A 15,980-nucleotide genomic window follows, 5' to 3' on the forward strand; every position below is an offset into this window, starting at 1 on the left:
ACTATAGCTAGCATGCGGCGGGCTTTTGTGACAGAAATATGACAGTAGGGGCATCGCCATTTGCGTGGAAATGGCGATGCCCCCGCTCAAAAAGACTGCTAATCAGCGCATGGGGGCGGGCATCGGCCGGGGCATGGGCATCGGTTGCGGCATGGGCTGCGGCATCGGCTGCGGGGCCATGGCCGGCGGGGGCACCGGCACCATCGTGGTGGTGACCGACTCGCGAATCAGGCCGCCGCCCATCACGCTGCCGTCGACGTTGGTCGTGGTGTTTCCGCTGCTGCCGAGCACGCGGGCCTCGCAGGCGGCTCGGTCGGACGGCTGCTGCTGCAGGCCGCAGCGCGCGAGCGCGTTGGCGCGGTAATCCGGGGCGCTGGTCAGGCCGCCACGCGCGGCCGCCTGGCGTGCTGCACCCGCTTCGCGGATGCAGGCAGCGCGATCCTGCTGGTTATGGCCACAGACGGCCAGTTCCTGTTCGTAGGTGCTGGACGATTGCCCGCGTGCGGGCGGGGCTGCCGAGGCGGCTGCGGAGACTGTCAGTGCTCCGACTGCGAGCACGGTGAAGAGCATCGAACGCGTATTGCTTTTCATGGATGACTCCTTGAGGTGAGCTGGATAACCTGGGAAAGATTGGACTGCCCGGATCGGACCGGGTTCATTCATCGATCGATCAACGCGCGGGCACGGTCTGCGGCGGCAGGGGCGTCACGGTTTCGCGGATCACGCCCCCGCCCATCACGCTGCCTTCGGTGGTGGTGCGCGAACCGCCCTTGATGCGGGCTTCGCAGTCGGGCTGTTCGGCGGCGGGCAATTCGCTGCAGCGGGCGAGCGAGTTCACCTGCTCGCGCGCGGGGCTGGGGCTGGTGAGTCCGCCGCGCCCGGCTTCCTGGCGCGCCGCGCCGGCTTCACGCAGGCAGGCGGCCCGATCCTGCTGCACGCCGTCGCAGGTGGCGCGTTCCTTCTGCATGCGGGCGTCGCTGCCCGGGGCTTGCGCGCCAGCTGTCTGCGCGCCGAAAACGATGAAGCCGCCAGCCGCGAAAAGGGCCGTGGCGGAAAGAATGGAACGAAGGGTTTTTCTCATGCGGGCTCCTGTGAATGCACGCCCCTGCGTGAGGTGCGTGACCGGAGCCCCAGTGTGCTGTCGGCGGGCAGCAGCAGTCTGTGGGACAGCCGCACGCCGCTGAACGGGCCGGACTCGCCCCTGCGTGTGGGACGTGTCCGGCAAGGCCGGCTTCAGCCAGCTGCGATGCGCTGGGCCAGGTGAGCGAGCGCTTCCTCGACCTGGTCGACGAGGATCAGCGAGAGGTCGCCCGGCTGCAGGCGCGCCAGCGCGGCGTCGATGGCCACGAACTCGCCGCGGATCTCGTCGATGTAGCGCGTGCGGGCCGCGCCCTGCAGGCCTTGGCGCAGCAGCGCCATGACTTCGCCGTCGGCACGGCCGCGCTGCGCAGCGTCCTGATAGAGGATCACGTCGTCGAAGGCTTCGCCGAGGATGGCCGTCTGGTCGCGGATGTCCGAGTCGCGCCGGTCGCCCGCGCCGCTGATCACCACCGAGCGCTTCTTCGCCGGCATGGTGTCCACGGCCGACACCAGTGCGCGCATCGCATCGGTGTTGTGGCCGTAGTCGGCGATCACGGTCGCGCCGCGGTAGTCCATGACGTTGAAGCGTCCAGGCACGCCGGCCGCGTCGTTCATGAAGCTCGCGAGGCCGCTGCGGATGGTGTCCCAGTCGAGGCCCACGGCCCACGCCGCGGCCACCGCGGCCATCACGTTGTCGACCTGGAATCCGATGGTGCCGCCGCGCGTGATGGGCACGTCGCGCAGCGCGATGCGTTCGCGCCACGAGCCTTCGGCGGCCACCAGCGTGTCCTGGTCGACGTACACGGTGCGCTTGCCTTGGGCGCGGTGCGTGGCCATCACCGGGTGCATGCGGTCGGCGGTGAAGAAGATCACGTTGCCCGGGCAGCCTGCGGCCATGGCGGCGACGTTGACGTCCGCCGCGTTGAGCACCGCGTAGCCATCGGGCGCCACGTTGCGCACGATCACGCGCTTGAGCACCGCCAGGTCTTCGACGGTGGTGATGTAGTTCAGCCCCAGGTGGTCGCCGCTGCCGACGTTGGTGACGACCGCCACCTGGCAGCGGTCGAAGCCGAGGCCCTCGCGCAGGATGCCGCCGCGGGCAACCTCGAACACGGCCGCATCCACGTCGGGGTGCATCAGCACGTTGCGCGCGCTCTTGGGGCCACTGCAGTCGCCGCTGTCGGTCTGGCGGCCGTCGACGTACACGCCGTCGGTGTTGGTCATGCCGGTGCGCAGGCCGCTCGACGCGAGCAGGTGGTTGATCAGGCGCGCGGTGGTGGTCTTGCCGTTGGTGCCGGTGACGGCCACCACGGGAACGCGGCCGTCGTCGCCATGGGCGAAGAGAGTGTCCATCACCGCCTCGCCCACCGCGCGGCCACGGCCGAACGAAGGCGAGATGTGCATGCGCAGGCCGGGGGCGGCGTTCACTTCGACCACGCCGCCGTGCTGTTCCTCGAGCGGGCGCAGCACGTTCTCGCAGACCATGTCGACGCCGCAGATGTGCAGGCCGACCATCTGGGCCGCGTCGATGGCGCGTGCCGCGACTTCGGGGTGCACGGTGTCGGTTACGTCGGTGGCGGTGCCGCCGGTGGAGAGGTTCGCGTTGTTGCGCAGCACCACGCGCTGGCCGCGCGCGGGCACGCTGTCGGGCGTGAGGCCCTGCGATTCGAGCCGGCCGACGGCGATGTCGTCCAGGCGGATCTTGGTGAGCGATGTGGCATGGCCCTCGCCGCGGCGCGGGTCGAGGTTCACCGTGTCGACCAGCTGGCGCACGGTGGAGCTGCCGTCGCCGATCACCTGCGGCGGATCGCGGCGAGCGGCGGCCACGAGGCGGTCGCCCACCACCAGCAGGCGGAAGTCGAAACCGGGGAGGAACTTCTCGACCATCACTTCGCCGTAGACCGCGGCCGATTCGTAGGCCGCGAACAGCTCTTCACGCGAGTTGATGTTGACCGTGACGCCCTTGCCCTGGTTGCCGTCCTGCGGCTTCACCACGACCGGCAGGCCGATCTCGTTGGCGGCGGCCCAGCCGTCCTCGGCGCTCGTCACGGGGCGGCCCAGCGGCACCGGCACGCCGGCGGCGTTGAGCAGCTGCTTGGTCAGTTCTTTATCTTGCGCGATCGACTCGGCGACGCCGCTGGTGCTGTCGACCTCGGCGGCCTGGATGCGGCGCTGCTTGGAGCCCCAGCCGAACTGAACCAGGCTGCCGCGCGTGAGGCGGCGGTACGGAATGCCGCGCGCAACCGCTGCATCGACGATGGAGCCGGTGCTCGGGCCCAGGCGCTCGGATTCGTCGAGGTCGCGCAGTTCGGCGATGGCGGCTTCGGCGTCGAAGGGCGTGTCGGCCTGCGCGGCGGCGATCAGCTGCTCGGCCAGTTCGGCGGCGCGGCGGCCCACGGCCTCCTCGCTGTACTGGAACACGACCTGATAGACGCCTTCTTCCATCGTGGGAGAGGTGTGGCCGAAGTTGACGGCACAGCCGGCCTGGGCCTGCAGCGCGACGGCGGCGTTCTCCAGCACGTGCGCCAGCGCCAGCGGCTGGCCCAGCACCATCGGGTGCAGTTCGCCGATGGTGGGGAAGCGCGCGCGCAGGCGGTCTTCGAAACCGGCCAGCTTGCTGATGGCGTTCTCGTCGCCCTGGCAGGCCACGACCGCCTCGATGGCGGTATGGCGGCTCCAGAGGTTGGGCCCGCGAAGGGCTCGGGTGCGGGTGACTTTCATGGGGCTGCGAGAGCTGCTGCTGTCTATCTGGCGAGGCGAAGGTGCCTCAGGCGAATTGGGGTTGTTGGAGAGGCTGGGTCTGCGAGAGCTGCAGCGAGGCCAGCGCGGCCTGCAGGTCGGCCTCGAAGGCTTCTACGCCGGCACCGATCAGGTTCAGCGGAATGCCCATGGCCCAGGCCGCGGCCACGGCGGCCAGCAGGCTTTCGAGGCTCACGCCGGCATGGGTGGCGCGCCACACGGTCAGGCGGCCGAGGCCCGGCAGGAACGATTCGCTGCTGCCGTTGGCCAGCACCACGCGGTCCTGCCGCACGAGCACGGCCTTGCCGCCGGCGGTCTGATGTGCAGTGAGTTCAGGAGCTTGCGCATCGGCCGAATAGAGGATGACGGCGCCGTCGCACAGCGGAGCCAGGCCGGCCACGCGGGGGTCGGCGGCATTCAGCACGGCGGTGCCCTCGGGCAGCACCACGTCGACCTGCGTGCGCAGCACCTTGACCATCTGGTCGCTCTCGGTGATGTCGTAGTCGGCCAGCGCTTCGCAGCCTTCGAGGTCGGTGACGATGCCGACTTCGCAGCGGTCGTAGGAGAGGCCGTCGCGCAGGATGGTCTCGGCGCCGTTCTCGATCACCACGGCCTGCACGGCGCGGTTCACGAGCAGGCGGTGGCCGGCTTCCCAGTTGGCGCTGTCGCGCGCGTCGACGCGGCGGCGCTCGAGGAACAGGCCGTCGCGGCAGGCCAGGCCGGTGTGGCGGCCGCCCAGGTTGATGAGCCAGGCCACCAGGCGTGCCAGCACGGCGGTGTCGCGCGAGCCGGCGACGCCGACCACGGGAATGCGCCCGGGCGCGTCGTTGGGGAACAGGTGGTCGCAGATCGCGCGGCCCACCGGGCGCGGCGAGCCGACGGCCGGCTTCAGGTGCATCAGCAGGCCGGGGCCGGCGTTGACTTCGACGATCGCGCCGCCCTGCGGGCCGAGGGGCTTGGAAATGTCCTGCGCCACGAGGTCGATGCCGGCGATGTCCAGGCCCACCACGCGGGCGGCCAGCACGGCGGCGTGCGCGACTTCGGGGTGGACCAGGTCGGTGCAGTCGTTGGCCATGTTGCCGTTGCGCTGGATCGTGACCACGCGGCCGGCGGCGGGCACGGCGTCGGCGTTCAGGTCCTGGCGCTTGAGCTCGAGCTGCAGCTTGGCGTCGGTGTCGACCACGATCACGTCGAGCGGGAACTCTTCCTCGGCGCCGCGGCGCGGGTCGCTGTTGAGCTGCTTCTCGATGAGTTCGCGCACGCTGGCCTTGCCGTCGCCGGTCACGGTGATGATCTCGCCGCGCGCGGCCGCCACGACCTCGCCGCCCACCACCAGCAGGCGGTGCTCGTGGCCGCGGATGAAGCGCTCGACCATCACGTCGCTGCCCTCGGGCTCGGCGACCGCGAAGGCGGCCATGACTTCCTCGCGGGTCGTCAGCTCGAGCGAGACGCCGCGGCCGTGGTTGGCATCCGACGGCTTCACGACCACGGGCAGGCCGATGTCCTCGGCGGCTTCCCAGGCTTCCTCGGCGTCGGAGACCACCTGGCCTTCGGGCACGGGCACGCCGCAGCTCGCGAGCAGGGACTTGGTCAGCTCCTTGTCGCTGGCGATCGATTCGCCGATGGCGCTGGTGTAGTCGGTCTCGGCGGTCCAGATGCGCTGCTGGTTGGCGCCGTAGCCCAGCTGCACCAGGTTGCCGCTGTTCAGCCGCATGTGGGGAATGCCGCGGTCGGTGGCGGCGGACACGATGGCGGCGGTGCTCGGGCCGAGGTAGCAGTCTTCCACCTTGGCCTTGACCGCGTCGACCGCCTTCTGCACATCGGCGGCGGTGAACGGGTCGTTGTTGATGGCTGCCATCAGCAGGCGGTGGCCCTCGGCCAGTGCCACGCGGGCGACCTGCTCGTCACGGGCGCGGAACACCATGCGGTAGACGCCGTGCTCCGAGGTGCTGCGGGTTTGCCCGAAGCCGGTCGGCATGCCCGCGAGGTTCAGCAGTTCGATGACGACGTGCTCGAGCACGTGGCCCGACCAGGTGCCTTCGGTCAGGCGCTGGATGAAGCCGCCGCGCTCGCCGACGCCGCAGTGGTGCTCGATCAGCGCCGGCAGCAGGGCGGTCAGGCGGTCGGTGAAGCCGTCGATCTTGTTGGAGGGGAAGTCTTCGAGCTGGCCCAGGTCGAGCCAGACTTCGAGCACGGGACGGTAGGTCCAGAGGTTGGGGCCGCGCAAATAATTGATGCGCAGCAGTCGGATGTCGTCGAAACGGGTCATGCAAACGTTCGATGTGCTTTGGCCGAGCACCACGGCGCCTTCAAGCGCGCCCATGGCTATCGGTCAGAATCGGCGCCCGACCTGGGGCGCCATGACGCGGTCCAAGCGGCCCGCGACGGGCAAGAGTCAAAGAAACACAATGCAACATCACGATCCAGTCGGCACCCGGGAGGGCGAAACAGAAGCGGCACTCAAAAACCGCCTCGCAGTCGCGGAAAACGTTCTGGTAACACTGACGGTTGACCTCGACGACCAACTTCGCTTCGCTTCCGGCCTAGTCGCCCTGACTGACCGGAGGCTGATTTCGCTCGATCCCGATGGGACTTGGCGTGAGTGGCCGCTAACCGACGCGGCCCTGGAATTGCGCGTTTCCGACCACGCGGGCGTCGGCACCCTCGACCTGGCGGGCCCCGCCGGCAGGCTCGCACGGTGGCGCTACACCCTGGCCGGGCAGGTTTCCGCCCTGCGGCTCCTGAAGCTTTTCGGGCAGCGCATGTCGGGTGTCGCCAAGGAGACACCCGAGGCCATCGAGACGGCCGACGGCGAGGATTCCGCCGACACCGAGCTCCAGACCCCGCCCTCCACCTGGGTCCTGCTGCGCCTCGGCCGCTTCGCCAAGCCCTACCGCAAGCAGCTGATCGCAGGGTTTCTGCTGACCCTGTTCTCCACGGCCGCCACGCTGGTGCCGCCGTACCTGACCATCCCGCTGATGGACGACATCCTGATCCCGTTCCAGAACGGGCAGAAGATCGACACCATGCGCGTCGGCCTGTACCTGGGCGGCCTGCTGATCGCGGCGCTGGTCGGCTGGGGGCTGGGCTGGGCGCGCACCTACCTGCTGGCGCTGGTGTCCGAGCGCATCGGCGCCGACCTGCGCACCACCACCTACGAGCACCTGCTGACCCTGCCGCTGGACTATTTCGGCGGCAAGCGCACCGGCGACTTGATGGCGCGCATCGGCTCCGAAACCGACCGCATCAACGTCTTTCTCTCGCTGCACGCGCTCGATTTCGCCAACGACGTGCTGATGATCGTGATGACCGCGGTCATCCTGATCTCCATCAACCCGCTGCTGGCGGTGGTCACGCTGGTGCCGCTGCCCTTCATCGCCTGGATGATCCACGTCGTGCGCGACCGCCTGCGCACCGGCTTCGAGAAGATCGACCGCGTCTGGTCCGAAGTGACCAACGTGCTGGCCGACACCATCCCCGGCATCCGCGTGGTGAAGGCCTTCGCGCAGGAGCGCCGCGAGGCCGAGCGCTTCCGCGTCGCCAACACCTACAACCTGCAGGTCAACGACAAGCTCAACCGCACCTGGTCGCTGTTCACGCCGACCGTGTCGCTGCTCACCGAAATCGGCCTGCTGGTGGTCTGGGCCTTCGGCATCTGGCAGGTGGCGCGCGGCAGCATCACGGTGGGTGTGCTCACCGCCTTCATCGCCTACATCGGCCGCTTTTACACCCGGCTCGACTCCATGAGCCGCATCGTCTCGGTCACGCAGAAGGCCGCGGCGGGCGCCAAGCGCATCTTCGACATCCTCGACCACGTGAGCAACGTGCCCGAGCCGGCCAATCCGGTGAAGGTGGAGCGCGTGCAGGGCCGCATCGAGATGAGCGGGCTGGGTTTCCGCTACGGATCGCGCGCCGTTATCCACGACCTGGATCTGCGGATCGAGCCCGGCGAGATGATCGGCCTCGTGGGCCACAGCGGCTCGGGCAAGAGCACGCTGGTCAACCTGATCTGCCGCTTCTACGACGTGACCGACGGCGCCATCAAGGTCGACGGCACCGACATCCGCCGCTTCGCCGTGGCCGACTACCGCCGCCACGTCGGCCTGGTGCTGCAGGAGCCGTTCCTGTTCTTCGGCACCATCGCGCAGAACATCGCCTACGGCAAGCCCGACGCCACGCGCGAGGAAATCGTCGCCGCCGCGCGCGCCGCGCATGCGCACGACTTCATCCTGCGCCTGCCGCACGGCTACGACTCGCTGGTGGGCGAGCGCGGGCAGGGCCTGTCAGGCGGCGAGCGCCAGCGCATCAGCATCGCGCGGGCACTGCTGATCGACCCGCGCATCCTGATCCTCGACGAGGCCACTTCGGCCGTGGACACCGAGACCGAAAAGGAAATCCAGAAGGCGCTCGACAACCTCGTGCAGGGCCGCACCACCATCGCCATTGCGCACCGCCTGTCGACGCTGCGCAAGGCCGACCGGCTCGTGGTCATGGACCGCGGCGAGGTCGTCGAAGTCGGCCCGCACGATGCCTTGATGGCGAAGCAGGGCGCCTACTGGCGGCTCTATCAGGCGCAGCTGCGCCAGGGCGACGACGACGCGAGCGAAGGCGCCGCCGACGAGCGCGCCAACGCGCAGGCACCGCTGGCCGTCAGCCACGCAGCCCATCCCGCGGGGGACGCATGAACAGCAACGACAAGAACGACAGCAACAACGGCTTTCAGCTCGAGCGCGACCCCTTCGGCCGGCTGGTGCTGACCGACGCCCAGGGCGAGCGCCACGTGGGCATCGTGCCCGTACGGGCCTTTCCGCTGAGTGCGCCCGGCCAGGGCATTTCGCTGGTCGGGACTGAAGGGCGCGAGCTGGTCTGGATCGACATCGTCGACCAGCTGCCGCAACAGGCCAGGGCCCTGCTCGAGGAAGACCTTGCGGTGCGCGACTTCGCGCCCACGCTGCTGCGGCTGCACGGCGTGTCGAGCTTCGGGGTGCCCAGCACCTGGACCATCAGCACCGACCGTGGCGAAACCAGCTTCGTGCTCAAGGCCGAGGAAGACATCCGCCGGCTCGAAGGCGGCGCGCTGCTGATCGCGAGCGCGCATGGCGTGCAGTTCCGCATCCCAGATGTGAAGACGCTGGACCGGGCGTCGCGCAAGCTGCTGGAGCGCTTTCTCTAGCCTCGGAAAAAGGCCCCGGAAGGGGCCTTTTTTGTGAAGCGCCGGTGCACCGGCTCTGCGTGGCGCACGCCTTGAGAAGAACTCAGTCCAGCAGGTCCGAATATTCGCCACGCTCGTAGGCGTCGGCCGTCTTCCACGGCAGCGTCTTCGGCGCCGGGATGGACGAAGCAGTCATCACATTGAGCGAGGTGCCGTGCTCGTTGCGCTGCTCGATCCTGCGCGCGTAGCGGCCGACCGTGTCCCATTCGATGCGCAGCGTGCTCTCACCCTGCTGCAGCTCGTAGCGCTGCACGCCCTTGCCGGCTGTGCCCAGCGATTTCATGCGCGGCAGGCTGGCCGGATCGACCAGCCAGTAGGCGTTTGCCCACGAACCGCCGTAGCCCACGTTGCCGTAGTTGGCCTTGTCGATCTCGATCAGCTTGCGTTGCTGCCGCAGCACCATGTTCACCAGCACTTTGCCGGCCGGGTCGCGGCTCAGCCAGAGCGGTGCCGCCGTGTTGTCGGCGTGCGAGTGGCCGATGTGCACCTTGCCTTCGCTGGCCTCGTGGTCGTGGTTGGCGCGCAGCGCTGGCGGCAGCTCGCGTTCGATCCACACCGTGCCGGCGCGGCGGAACATCAGGTCGGCGTAGCGGCTTTCGCGCTGCACGCCGTCCTTGCCGATCGACATCACATGATGCTGGATGCGCAGGTTCTGGTCGGGCGCCTCGGCATCGCCGGCGGCGCCGGCTGCCAGCGGAAGGCCCGCGAAGGACGCGAAGGCCGTTGCCGCCAGCAGCGTTTTCAGTGCCACGGATGCGCTCACAGTCCGGCCGCTTCCTTGACCTTGTTGAACACCTTGATGTTCTCCACGGTGCCCTTGAAGATCTTCGAACCGGCGCCGCCCGCGAACAGCATCACGTCGCCGCCGCCGTGGGTTTCCGCGCCGGGCGAACCGAGGTTGATGCCGACTTCCTGCAGGAAGTTGTCGTCGGTGGTGTCCATCGCGGTCTGGTCGTCGCGCGATGCCGCGCGCGCCGGGGCGATCCACGGCTTGTTGCTGTCTTCGGCGTTGACCTGGCTGGAGCCGGTCGCGTTGGGGCGGCCGCCGTTGCCGAACACCAGCGTGGTGTACGGGTTGCCGTCCGCCGCCTTCGCGAGCTTGCCGTCCGAGTAGCTGTTGACCTTGCCGAGGATCGGATTGCCGATCTTCGGATAGCCGTTGAAGGCGATCGCATGGTCATGGTCGGCGGTGACCACCACCAGCGTGTTCTTCAGGCCCGGGTCCTTCTTGTTCATGAAGTCGAGCGCGGTCTGGATGGCCGTGTCGAAGGCCAGCGTGTCTTCCAGCGCGCGCTTGGCGTTGGTGCCGTGCAGCGCGTGGTCGATGCGGCCGCCTTCGACCATCAGGAAGAAGCCCTTGTCGTTCTTGCTGAGAATGCCGAGCGCCTTCTCGGTCATGTCGGACAGGCTCGGCTGGTCGAGGTTCTGCTTCACGCGGTCGAGTTCATAGGCCATCTCGCTTTGCGAGAACAGGCCCAGCAGCTTGCCCGTGGCAGCCGTGTCGACGGCCTTGAGCTTGGTGCCGGTATCGACGTAGGAGTAGCCCTTGGCCTTCATTGCGGCCACGAGGTCGACTCCGTCGGTGCGCTTGCTGCTGGGGTTGGTCGCCACCGGCAGGTAGTTGCGCTGGCCGCCACCCATCAGCACGTCGACGCCGTCGAGCAGCTTGGGGTTGTAGTTGGCATGGCCCGGCACGCTCTGCTCGGCGATGGTGTTGTAGCCGTTGCGGTTGCAGATGTGCGAGTAGGTGGTGGCCGGGGTGGCGTGGCCCACGCGCGTGGTCGACACGGCGCCCACCGAGCGGCCCTTGGCCTTGGCGAGCTCCAGGAGCGTGTCGGCGGCCTTGCCGTTGGTCGAGGGGCAGGTGGTGTCCTCGCCATTGATGTACTGCTTGCCGGTGCTGTCGACGGCGACGGTGTCGCTCGACATCGAAATCACCTCGTTGCGCATCTTCACGCCGGTCATGTATGCGGCCATGGAGGGAGCGCTGTCGGTGGTCTGGCCGTCGAGCGAAAAGGTCTTCACGCGGGCGGCGTACGGCAGCGACTGCATGACTAGGTTGGCGCGCTCGGGGCTCACCAGCGAGCCGGGCTTGGCGGCCAGCTGCTTCTCGCCCTTGTAGATGCGGGCAGCGGTCACGGTGACCGGGCCCATGCCGTCGCCGAGGAAGAAGATGACGTTCTTGGCTTCGCCGGCGGCGTGCGCGGTGCCGGCCAGGGTGCCGGCGGCCGCGCAGACGAGGGCGGCGGCCAGGCGGGTGTTGCGGGTGATGCGGTTCATGGTCGTGTTCATGGTTGTGTTCGTCGATGAGCGCTCATTGCCCTTCACAGGCCGACCGCCTTCTTGATGAGGCCGAACACGTCGGTGTTGGTGATCACGCCGGCGAAGTTGTCGGCGCCCAGGCCCTGCGCGCCGAGGAACACGTCTGCACCGCCATGGGTTTCGGAATCGCTGGCCGCATCCATCGGCACCACGGCTTCCTGCTTGTAGTCCTTGTTTTCCAGCTCGGCGTCGGAGATCGGGCCGCGCGTGGCGAGGCGGCGGGGGCCGTTGCCGAAGCCGATGATGGTGTAGGGGTTGCCGTCCACGTCCTTGCTGGTCTTGCTGGTGTCGACGTAGTCCTTCACGAGGCCCAGCACGCCCGGCTTGCCTGCCTCGGTCTTGCCGGTGCGCGCGGCGTAGCCGTTGAGCTGCAGCGTGTGGTCGTGGTCGGCCGTGACCACCACCAGCGTGTTCTTCAGGCCCGGGTCGATGGCCTGCATCTTGTCGAGCGCCAGCTTGATGGCGTCGTCGAAGGCGCCCGTGTCCTGCAGCGCGCGGCGTGCGTTGGTGGCGTGCAGCGCGTGGTCGATGCGCCCACCTTCCACCATCAGGAAGAAGCCCTTCTTGCGCGCGGCCAGGGCGTCGATTGCCTTGCCGGTCATCTCGGCCAGGCTCGGCTCCTTGGTGGCGTCGCGGTCGAGGTCGTAGGCCATGTGGCTCTTGGTGAAGAGGCCGGCGATCTTGGTGGCGCCGTCGGCCGGCAGCTTGTCGAACTCGGTCTTGTTGGCGGCGAAGCTGTACTTCGCGGCCTTCAGCTCGGCGATAAGGTTGCGCTTGTCGTTGCGCTTGCCGCCGTCTTCCTTGGCGGTGAAGTAGTCGGTGCCGCCGCCGAAGAACACATCGACGCCGTCGCCCAGCTTGCCGTTGTAGCCGGTGCCGCCCGGCACGAGTGCCGCGGCGATGGTGTTTTCGGCGTCGCGGTGGCACACATGCGAATACGTCGCGGCGGGCGTGGCGTGCGTGATGCGGGTGGTGGTGACCACGCCGGTGGCGTAGCCCTTGGCCTTGCTCTGCTCGAGCAGCGTTTCCACGGCCTGGCCGTTGCCCGAGGGGCAGGTGCTGTCGAAGTTGGTGTGATAGACCTTGCCCGAGGCGTCGGTGGCCTTGGTCTCGGGGCTCATCGAGATGACTTCGTTGTTCATCTTCACGCCGGTCATGTAGGCCGACATCGAAGGGGCGCTGTCGGTGACCTGGGCGTCGTTCGAATAGGTGTGGACGAAGGCCGTCTCGGGCAGCGTGTCCATCGTGAGGTCGCCGTCTTCGCCGACCTTGTAGATGCGCGCGGCGGTCATGGTGGTGATGCCCATGCCGTCGCCCAGGAAGAACAGCACGTTCTTGGGCGTCTGCGCCGCGGGCGGGGGCGTGGTGTTGGACGGCGGGATGAACGGCAGCACGATGCCGTTGTTGTTGCTGCCGCCGCACGCGGACAGCAGTAGCGAGACGCCCAGCAGCGCTGGGGCAATGAAGCGTTGGGTCATGATTCCCTCGGGTGGTTGTTCGACCGGTGCGCCGGGCGCGCACCATTTGTGGATGTGAAATCTAAAGACGTCAGATGACCCGGCCGTGACGATTTGAAAGCCGAATGAAAGTTCAGCGCTCTTCTCGAAATAAAGGCGCGAACTGTCTTTGGCGTGTCATGCACGCCAGCTAGCCGAGGCGACTCAGCGTGACGCGAACCGGCGCAGCGCCACCGCGCCGGCCGCCGCGGCCGCTCCGCTCACCAGCGTGCCCCAGGCGATGTCGATGAACGACAGCGCCAGCGGCCAGTCGCGGATCACGGCCAGGTTGGTGAGGTCGTAGGTGCCGTAGCAGAACAGGCCGAACAGCCCGCCCAGCAGCGCCGCCCGCATCACGCCCTGCGCCCGCAAGCCGGGCACGATCGCGAACACCATCAGGCCGACGGGGTAGGCCAGGTAGAAGAGGGCCGCGAAGCCCAGTCGCGGATTCGGCGACATCAGCTCGCCCATGGCCTGCTGGTACATGTCCTTGGCGGCGAAGCCGAGCCAGAGCGCGTCGAGTGCAAGCAGCACCGCGAAGGTGACGGCCCATGCAAGCAGGTGTTTGGCGCTCATGCGCGAGATCGTATCCGCGCCTCCGGGGCGGCCTGCGAAAATCGCGCCTTTGGACTACGGCGGCCCGCACCGCCGTCGACGGACATGCCTCTGCACACCACCGCCCTCGTTCTGTTCTCCGGCGGCCAGGATTCGACCACCTGCCTCGCCGATGCGCTCTCGAAGTACGAGCGCGTCGAAACCCTGGGCTTCGACTACGGGCAGCGCCATCGCGTCGAGCTCGACGTGCGCGGCACTATCCTCGCGAAGATGCGCGAGCGCTTTCCCGACTGGGCGCCGCGCCTGGGCGAAGACCACGTGCTCACACTGGCGGCCCTGGCGCAACTCGGCGGCTCCTCGCTGACGGAGGAGGTCGCCTTCGCCATGCAGGCCGACGGCCTGCCCAACACCTTCGTGCCCGGGCGCAACCTGCTCTTTCTTACGCTGGCCGGCGCGCTGGCCTACCGGCGCGGGCTGCAGGTGATCGTCACCGGCGTCTGCGAAACCGACTTTTCGGGCTACCCGGACTGCCGCGACGACACCATGAAGGCCATGCAACTCGCGCTGTCGCTGGGGCTGGAACGCCGCCTCGTCATCGAGACGCCGCTCATGTGGATCGACAAGACCGAGACCTGGCAGCTGGCGCACCGCCTTGGCGGCAAGCCGCTGGTCGACCTGATCGTCGAGGAAACCCACACCTGCTACCTCGGCGACCGCGTGCACCGCCAGGACTGGGGCTACGGCTGCGGCGAATGCCCTGCCTGCGAGCTCCGCAGGAAGGGCTGGGAGCGCTACGCCGCCGCCGGCTGAGCGGCCGAGGTGTTCAGGCGGTAGCGCGCGCCGCCGCCGTCTTCCTGCGGCACGAGCACCCAGCGCTGGTTGTGGAAGTCGCCCACCGCTGCACGGTGCGCGATCGACACCATCGCTCCTCCTGCGGCCTTGACTGTGTCCGCGAGGCGCTTGTAGAGCACGCTCTCGGCCTGGGCATCGAGCGCGCTGGTGATTTCGTCGGCGAAGAGCCATGCCGGTTTCTTCAGCAAGACCCGGGCAATCGCCAGCCGCTGCTGCTCGCCGCCTGAGAGCTTCTGGCTCCAGGCGTCGTTGTCGTCGAGGCGGTTCACCAACTCGGGGAGCAGGGCGTCGTTCAGGGCCTGGCGCAACTGATCGTCGCTGAAGTTGGCGGCCGGGTTGGGATAGGTCAGCGCGTCGCGCAGCTTGCCGTCGGGGACATAGGGGCGCTGCGGCATGAACGCGACGTTCTCGGGCACCTGCAGCTTGCCCTTCGAGAAGGGCCAGATGCCGGCGAACGAGCGGAACAGTGTCGACTTGCCGCTGCCGGAAGGGCCTTGCAGCAGCACGCTGTCGCCGGGCTTGACCGACAGCGCGGCGCCCGCGAGGAGCGGCGTGCCGTTGGGCAGGGCGACCGCGAGGTCGTCGGTGTGCAGGCTTTCCGATGGTGTGCTCTGCAGGGTGGCCTCTTTCGATGCATGGGCAGACATGCTGTCGTCGAAGCTGGTGAGACGGTCGCTGGCGGCGCGCCACACGGCCACGCGGTCGTAGTTGTCGACGAACCAGCTGAGCGACTCCTGCACCTTCTCGAAAGCCGAGGAGATCTGCATCAGGTGTCCAAGCTGGAACGCGCCGCCGAAGTACTGCTGGGCTGCCACGAGGAACGGAAAGATCACTGCCGCCTGGCCGAAGAAGGCGGTGAAAGTGAGAAGGTTCTTCTGTTGCTTGATCAGCAGCAGGTAATTGCGAAGGACATCGCCGAAGCGCAGATCGAGGTGGCCGCGTTCGACCTTTTCTCCACGGTCGAGCGCGATCGCCTCGCTGTACTCCCGCACGCGCACCAGGTGATGCCGGAAATCGGCCTCGTAGCGTTGCTGCTTGAAGTTGAGCCCGATCAGCGGCTTGCCGATGAAATGCGTGATGACCGTGCCAGCGATCGAGTAGCCGAGTGCCACCCAGACCATTGCGCCGACGATCTGGTGAGTGGTGCCGCCGAAGGTGAACGAGAAATTGCCCGACAGCGTCCAGAGCAGCCCGATGAAGCTCAGCAGCGTGACGACTGCGTTCAGCACTCCCATCGAGAGTGTCATCGTCGCGCTGGTGAAGATCTGCATGTCTTCCTGAATACGCTGGTCGGGGTTGTCGGGCGTCGTGCCTTCCTTGGTGGCGTAGCGCGCCAGTTCCAGCTCGTAGAAGGTGCGGTTCGCCATCCAGCGGCTGAGATAGTTCCGCGTCATCCAGGCGCGCCAGCGCAACTGCAGCAGTTGCGTCACATAGAACTTGAGCACCTGCAGCGCGATGTTGAAGAAGGCCAGCACGGCGAACACGCGGACCTCGCGCCAGAACACCGTCGCGTCCTTGTTCTGCAGCCCGTCGTAGAAACGCCCGTACCACTGGTTGAAGAGCACCAGCGCATAGACGTAGGCAAGGTTGAGCGCGACGATGGCGGCGAACATGCCCCGCGCCCGCCATTTCTCCTCCGACCTGAAATAGGGCGCCGCAAGCCTGATTACGCGGCGCAAGACCTGGATGAACGAGCCAGCGCGAGCTGTGACTGATGGGGACAT

The 15,980-nt window shown here is 67.9% G+C and carries 12 protein-coding genes; 3 read left to right on the forward strand and 9 right to left on the reverse strand.

Annotated elements, in window-relative coordinates; genetic code table 11:
- Positions 1 to 102: 102 nt before the first annotated feature.
- The 4 genes from SFB74_RS06025 to cphA (SFB74_RS06040) all read right to left on the reverse strand — a co-directional run bounded on the left by SFB74_RS06025 (position 103) and on the right by cphA (SFB74_RS06040) (position 6,088).
- Positions 103 to 591: a hypothetical protein gene (locus SFB74_RS06025; RefSeq protein WP_432729859.1), complete on the reverse strand. Its 489-nt coding sequence runs from the start codon at positions 589 to 591 to the stop codon at positions 103 to 105.
- Between the two features lie 79 nt (positions 592 to 670).
- Positions 671 to 1,081, reverse strand: a complete 411-nt coding sequence (locus SFB74_RS06030) for a hypothetical protein (protein ID WP_432729860.1) — start codon at positions 1,079 to 1,081, stop codon at positions 671 to 673.
- A gap of 152 nt (positions 1,082 to 1,233) precedes the next feature.
- Positions 1,234 to 3,801, reverse strand: coding sequence for a cyanophycin synthetase (cphA, locus tag SFB74_RS06035; RefSeq protein WP_432729861.1), 2,568 nt, complete (start codon positions 3,799 to 3,801; stop codon positions 1,234 to 1,236).
- Between the two features lie 46 nt (positions 3,802 to 3,847).
- Complete coding sequence (cphA, locus tag SFB74_RS06040; protein WP_432729862.1) at positions 3,848 to 6,088, reverse strand: cyanophycin synthetase; 2,241 nt, start codon at positions 6,086 to 6,088, stop codon at positions 3,848 to 3,850.
- A 139-nt stretch (positions 6,089 to 6,227) separates the two neighbouring features.
- Here cphA (SFB74_RS06040) and SFB74_RS06045 point away from each other — a divergent pair, with 139 nt between their 5' ends.
- Entirely contained in the window at positions 6,228 to 8,504 is a 2,277-nt protein-coding gene (locus SFB74_RS06045) for an ABC transporter ATP-binding protein (protein ID WP_432729863.1), read from the forward strand.
- A complete protein-coding gene (locus SFB74_RS06050) occupies positions 8,501 to 8,992 on the forward strand; it encodes a DUF1854 domain-containing protein (RefSeq protein WP_432729864.1) in 492 nt (163 codons plus the stop codon). The genes SFB74_RS06045 and SFB74_RS06050 overlap by 4 nt, the downstream gene beginning before the upstream one ends.
- An 82-nt stretch (positions 8,993 to 9,074) precedes the next feature.
- On the opposite strand, the gene SFB74_RS06055 is transcribed toward SFB74_RS06050, so the two are convergent.
- From SFB74_RS06055 to SFB74_RS06070, 4 genes are all read right to left on the reverse strand, one after another.
- Positions 9,075 to 9,782, reverse strand: coding sequence for a hypothetical protein (locus tag SFB74_RS06055; protein WP_432729865.1), 708 nt, complete (start codon positions 9,780 to 9,782; stop codon positions 9,075 to 9,077).
- 8 nt (positions 9,783 to 9,790) lie between these two features.
- Positions 9,791 to 11,323, reverse strand: coding sequence for an alkaline phosphatase (locus SFB74_RS06060; RefSeq protein ID WP_432729866.1), 1,533 nt, complete (start codon positions 11,321 to 11,323; stop codon positions 9,791 to 9,793).
- A gap of 32 nt (positions 11,324 to 11,355) precedes the next feature.
- Complete coding sequence (locus SFB74_RS06065) at positions 11,356 to 12,831, reverse strand: alkaline phosphatase (RefSeq protein WP_432729867.1); 1,476 nt, start codon at positions 12,829 to 12,831, stop codon at positions 11,356 to 11,358.
- Between the two features lie 183 nt (positions 12,832 to 13,014).
- Complete coding sequence (locus SFB74_RS06070; protein WP_432729868.1) at positions 13,015 to 13,425, reverse strand: DUF2177 family protein; 411 nt, start codon at positions 13,423 to 13,425, stop codon at positions 13,015 to 13,017.
- 84 nt (positions 13,426 to 13,509) lie between these two features.
- Here SFB74_RS06070 and queC point away from each other — a divergent pair, with 84 nt between their 5' ends.
- The gene (queC, locus tag SFB74_RS06075; protein WP_432729869.1) at positions 13,510 to 14,214 is read left to right on the forward strand and encodes a 7-cyano-7-deazaguanine synthase QueC; all 705 of its coding nucleotides are present in this window, start codon (positions 13,510 to 13,512) and stop codon (positions 14,212 to 14,214) included.
- Here queC and SFB74_RS06080 read toward each other — a convergent pair.
- Positions 14,196 to 15,980 (reverse strand): ABC transporter ATP-binding protein/permease, encoded by a 1,785-nt coding sequence (locus SFB74_RS06080; protein WP_432729870.1) that lies wholly within the window; start codon positions 15,978 to 15,980, stop codon positions 14,196 to 14,198. The genes queC and SFB74_RS06080 overlap by 19 nt on opposite strands.

It is taken from the genome of Variovorax xiamenensis (genome assembly GCF_050916385.1).
Classification (GTDB): domain Bacteria; phylum Pseudomonadota; class Gammaproteobacteria; order Burkholderiales; family Burkholderiaceae_C; genus Variovorax.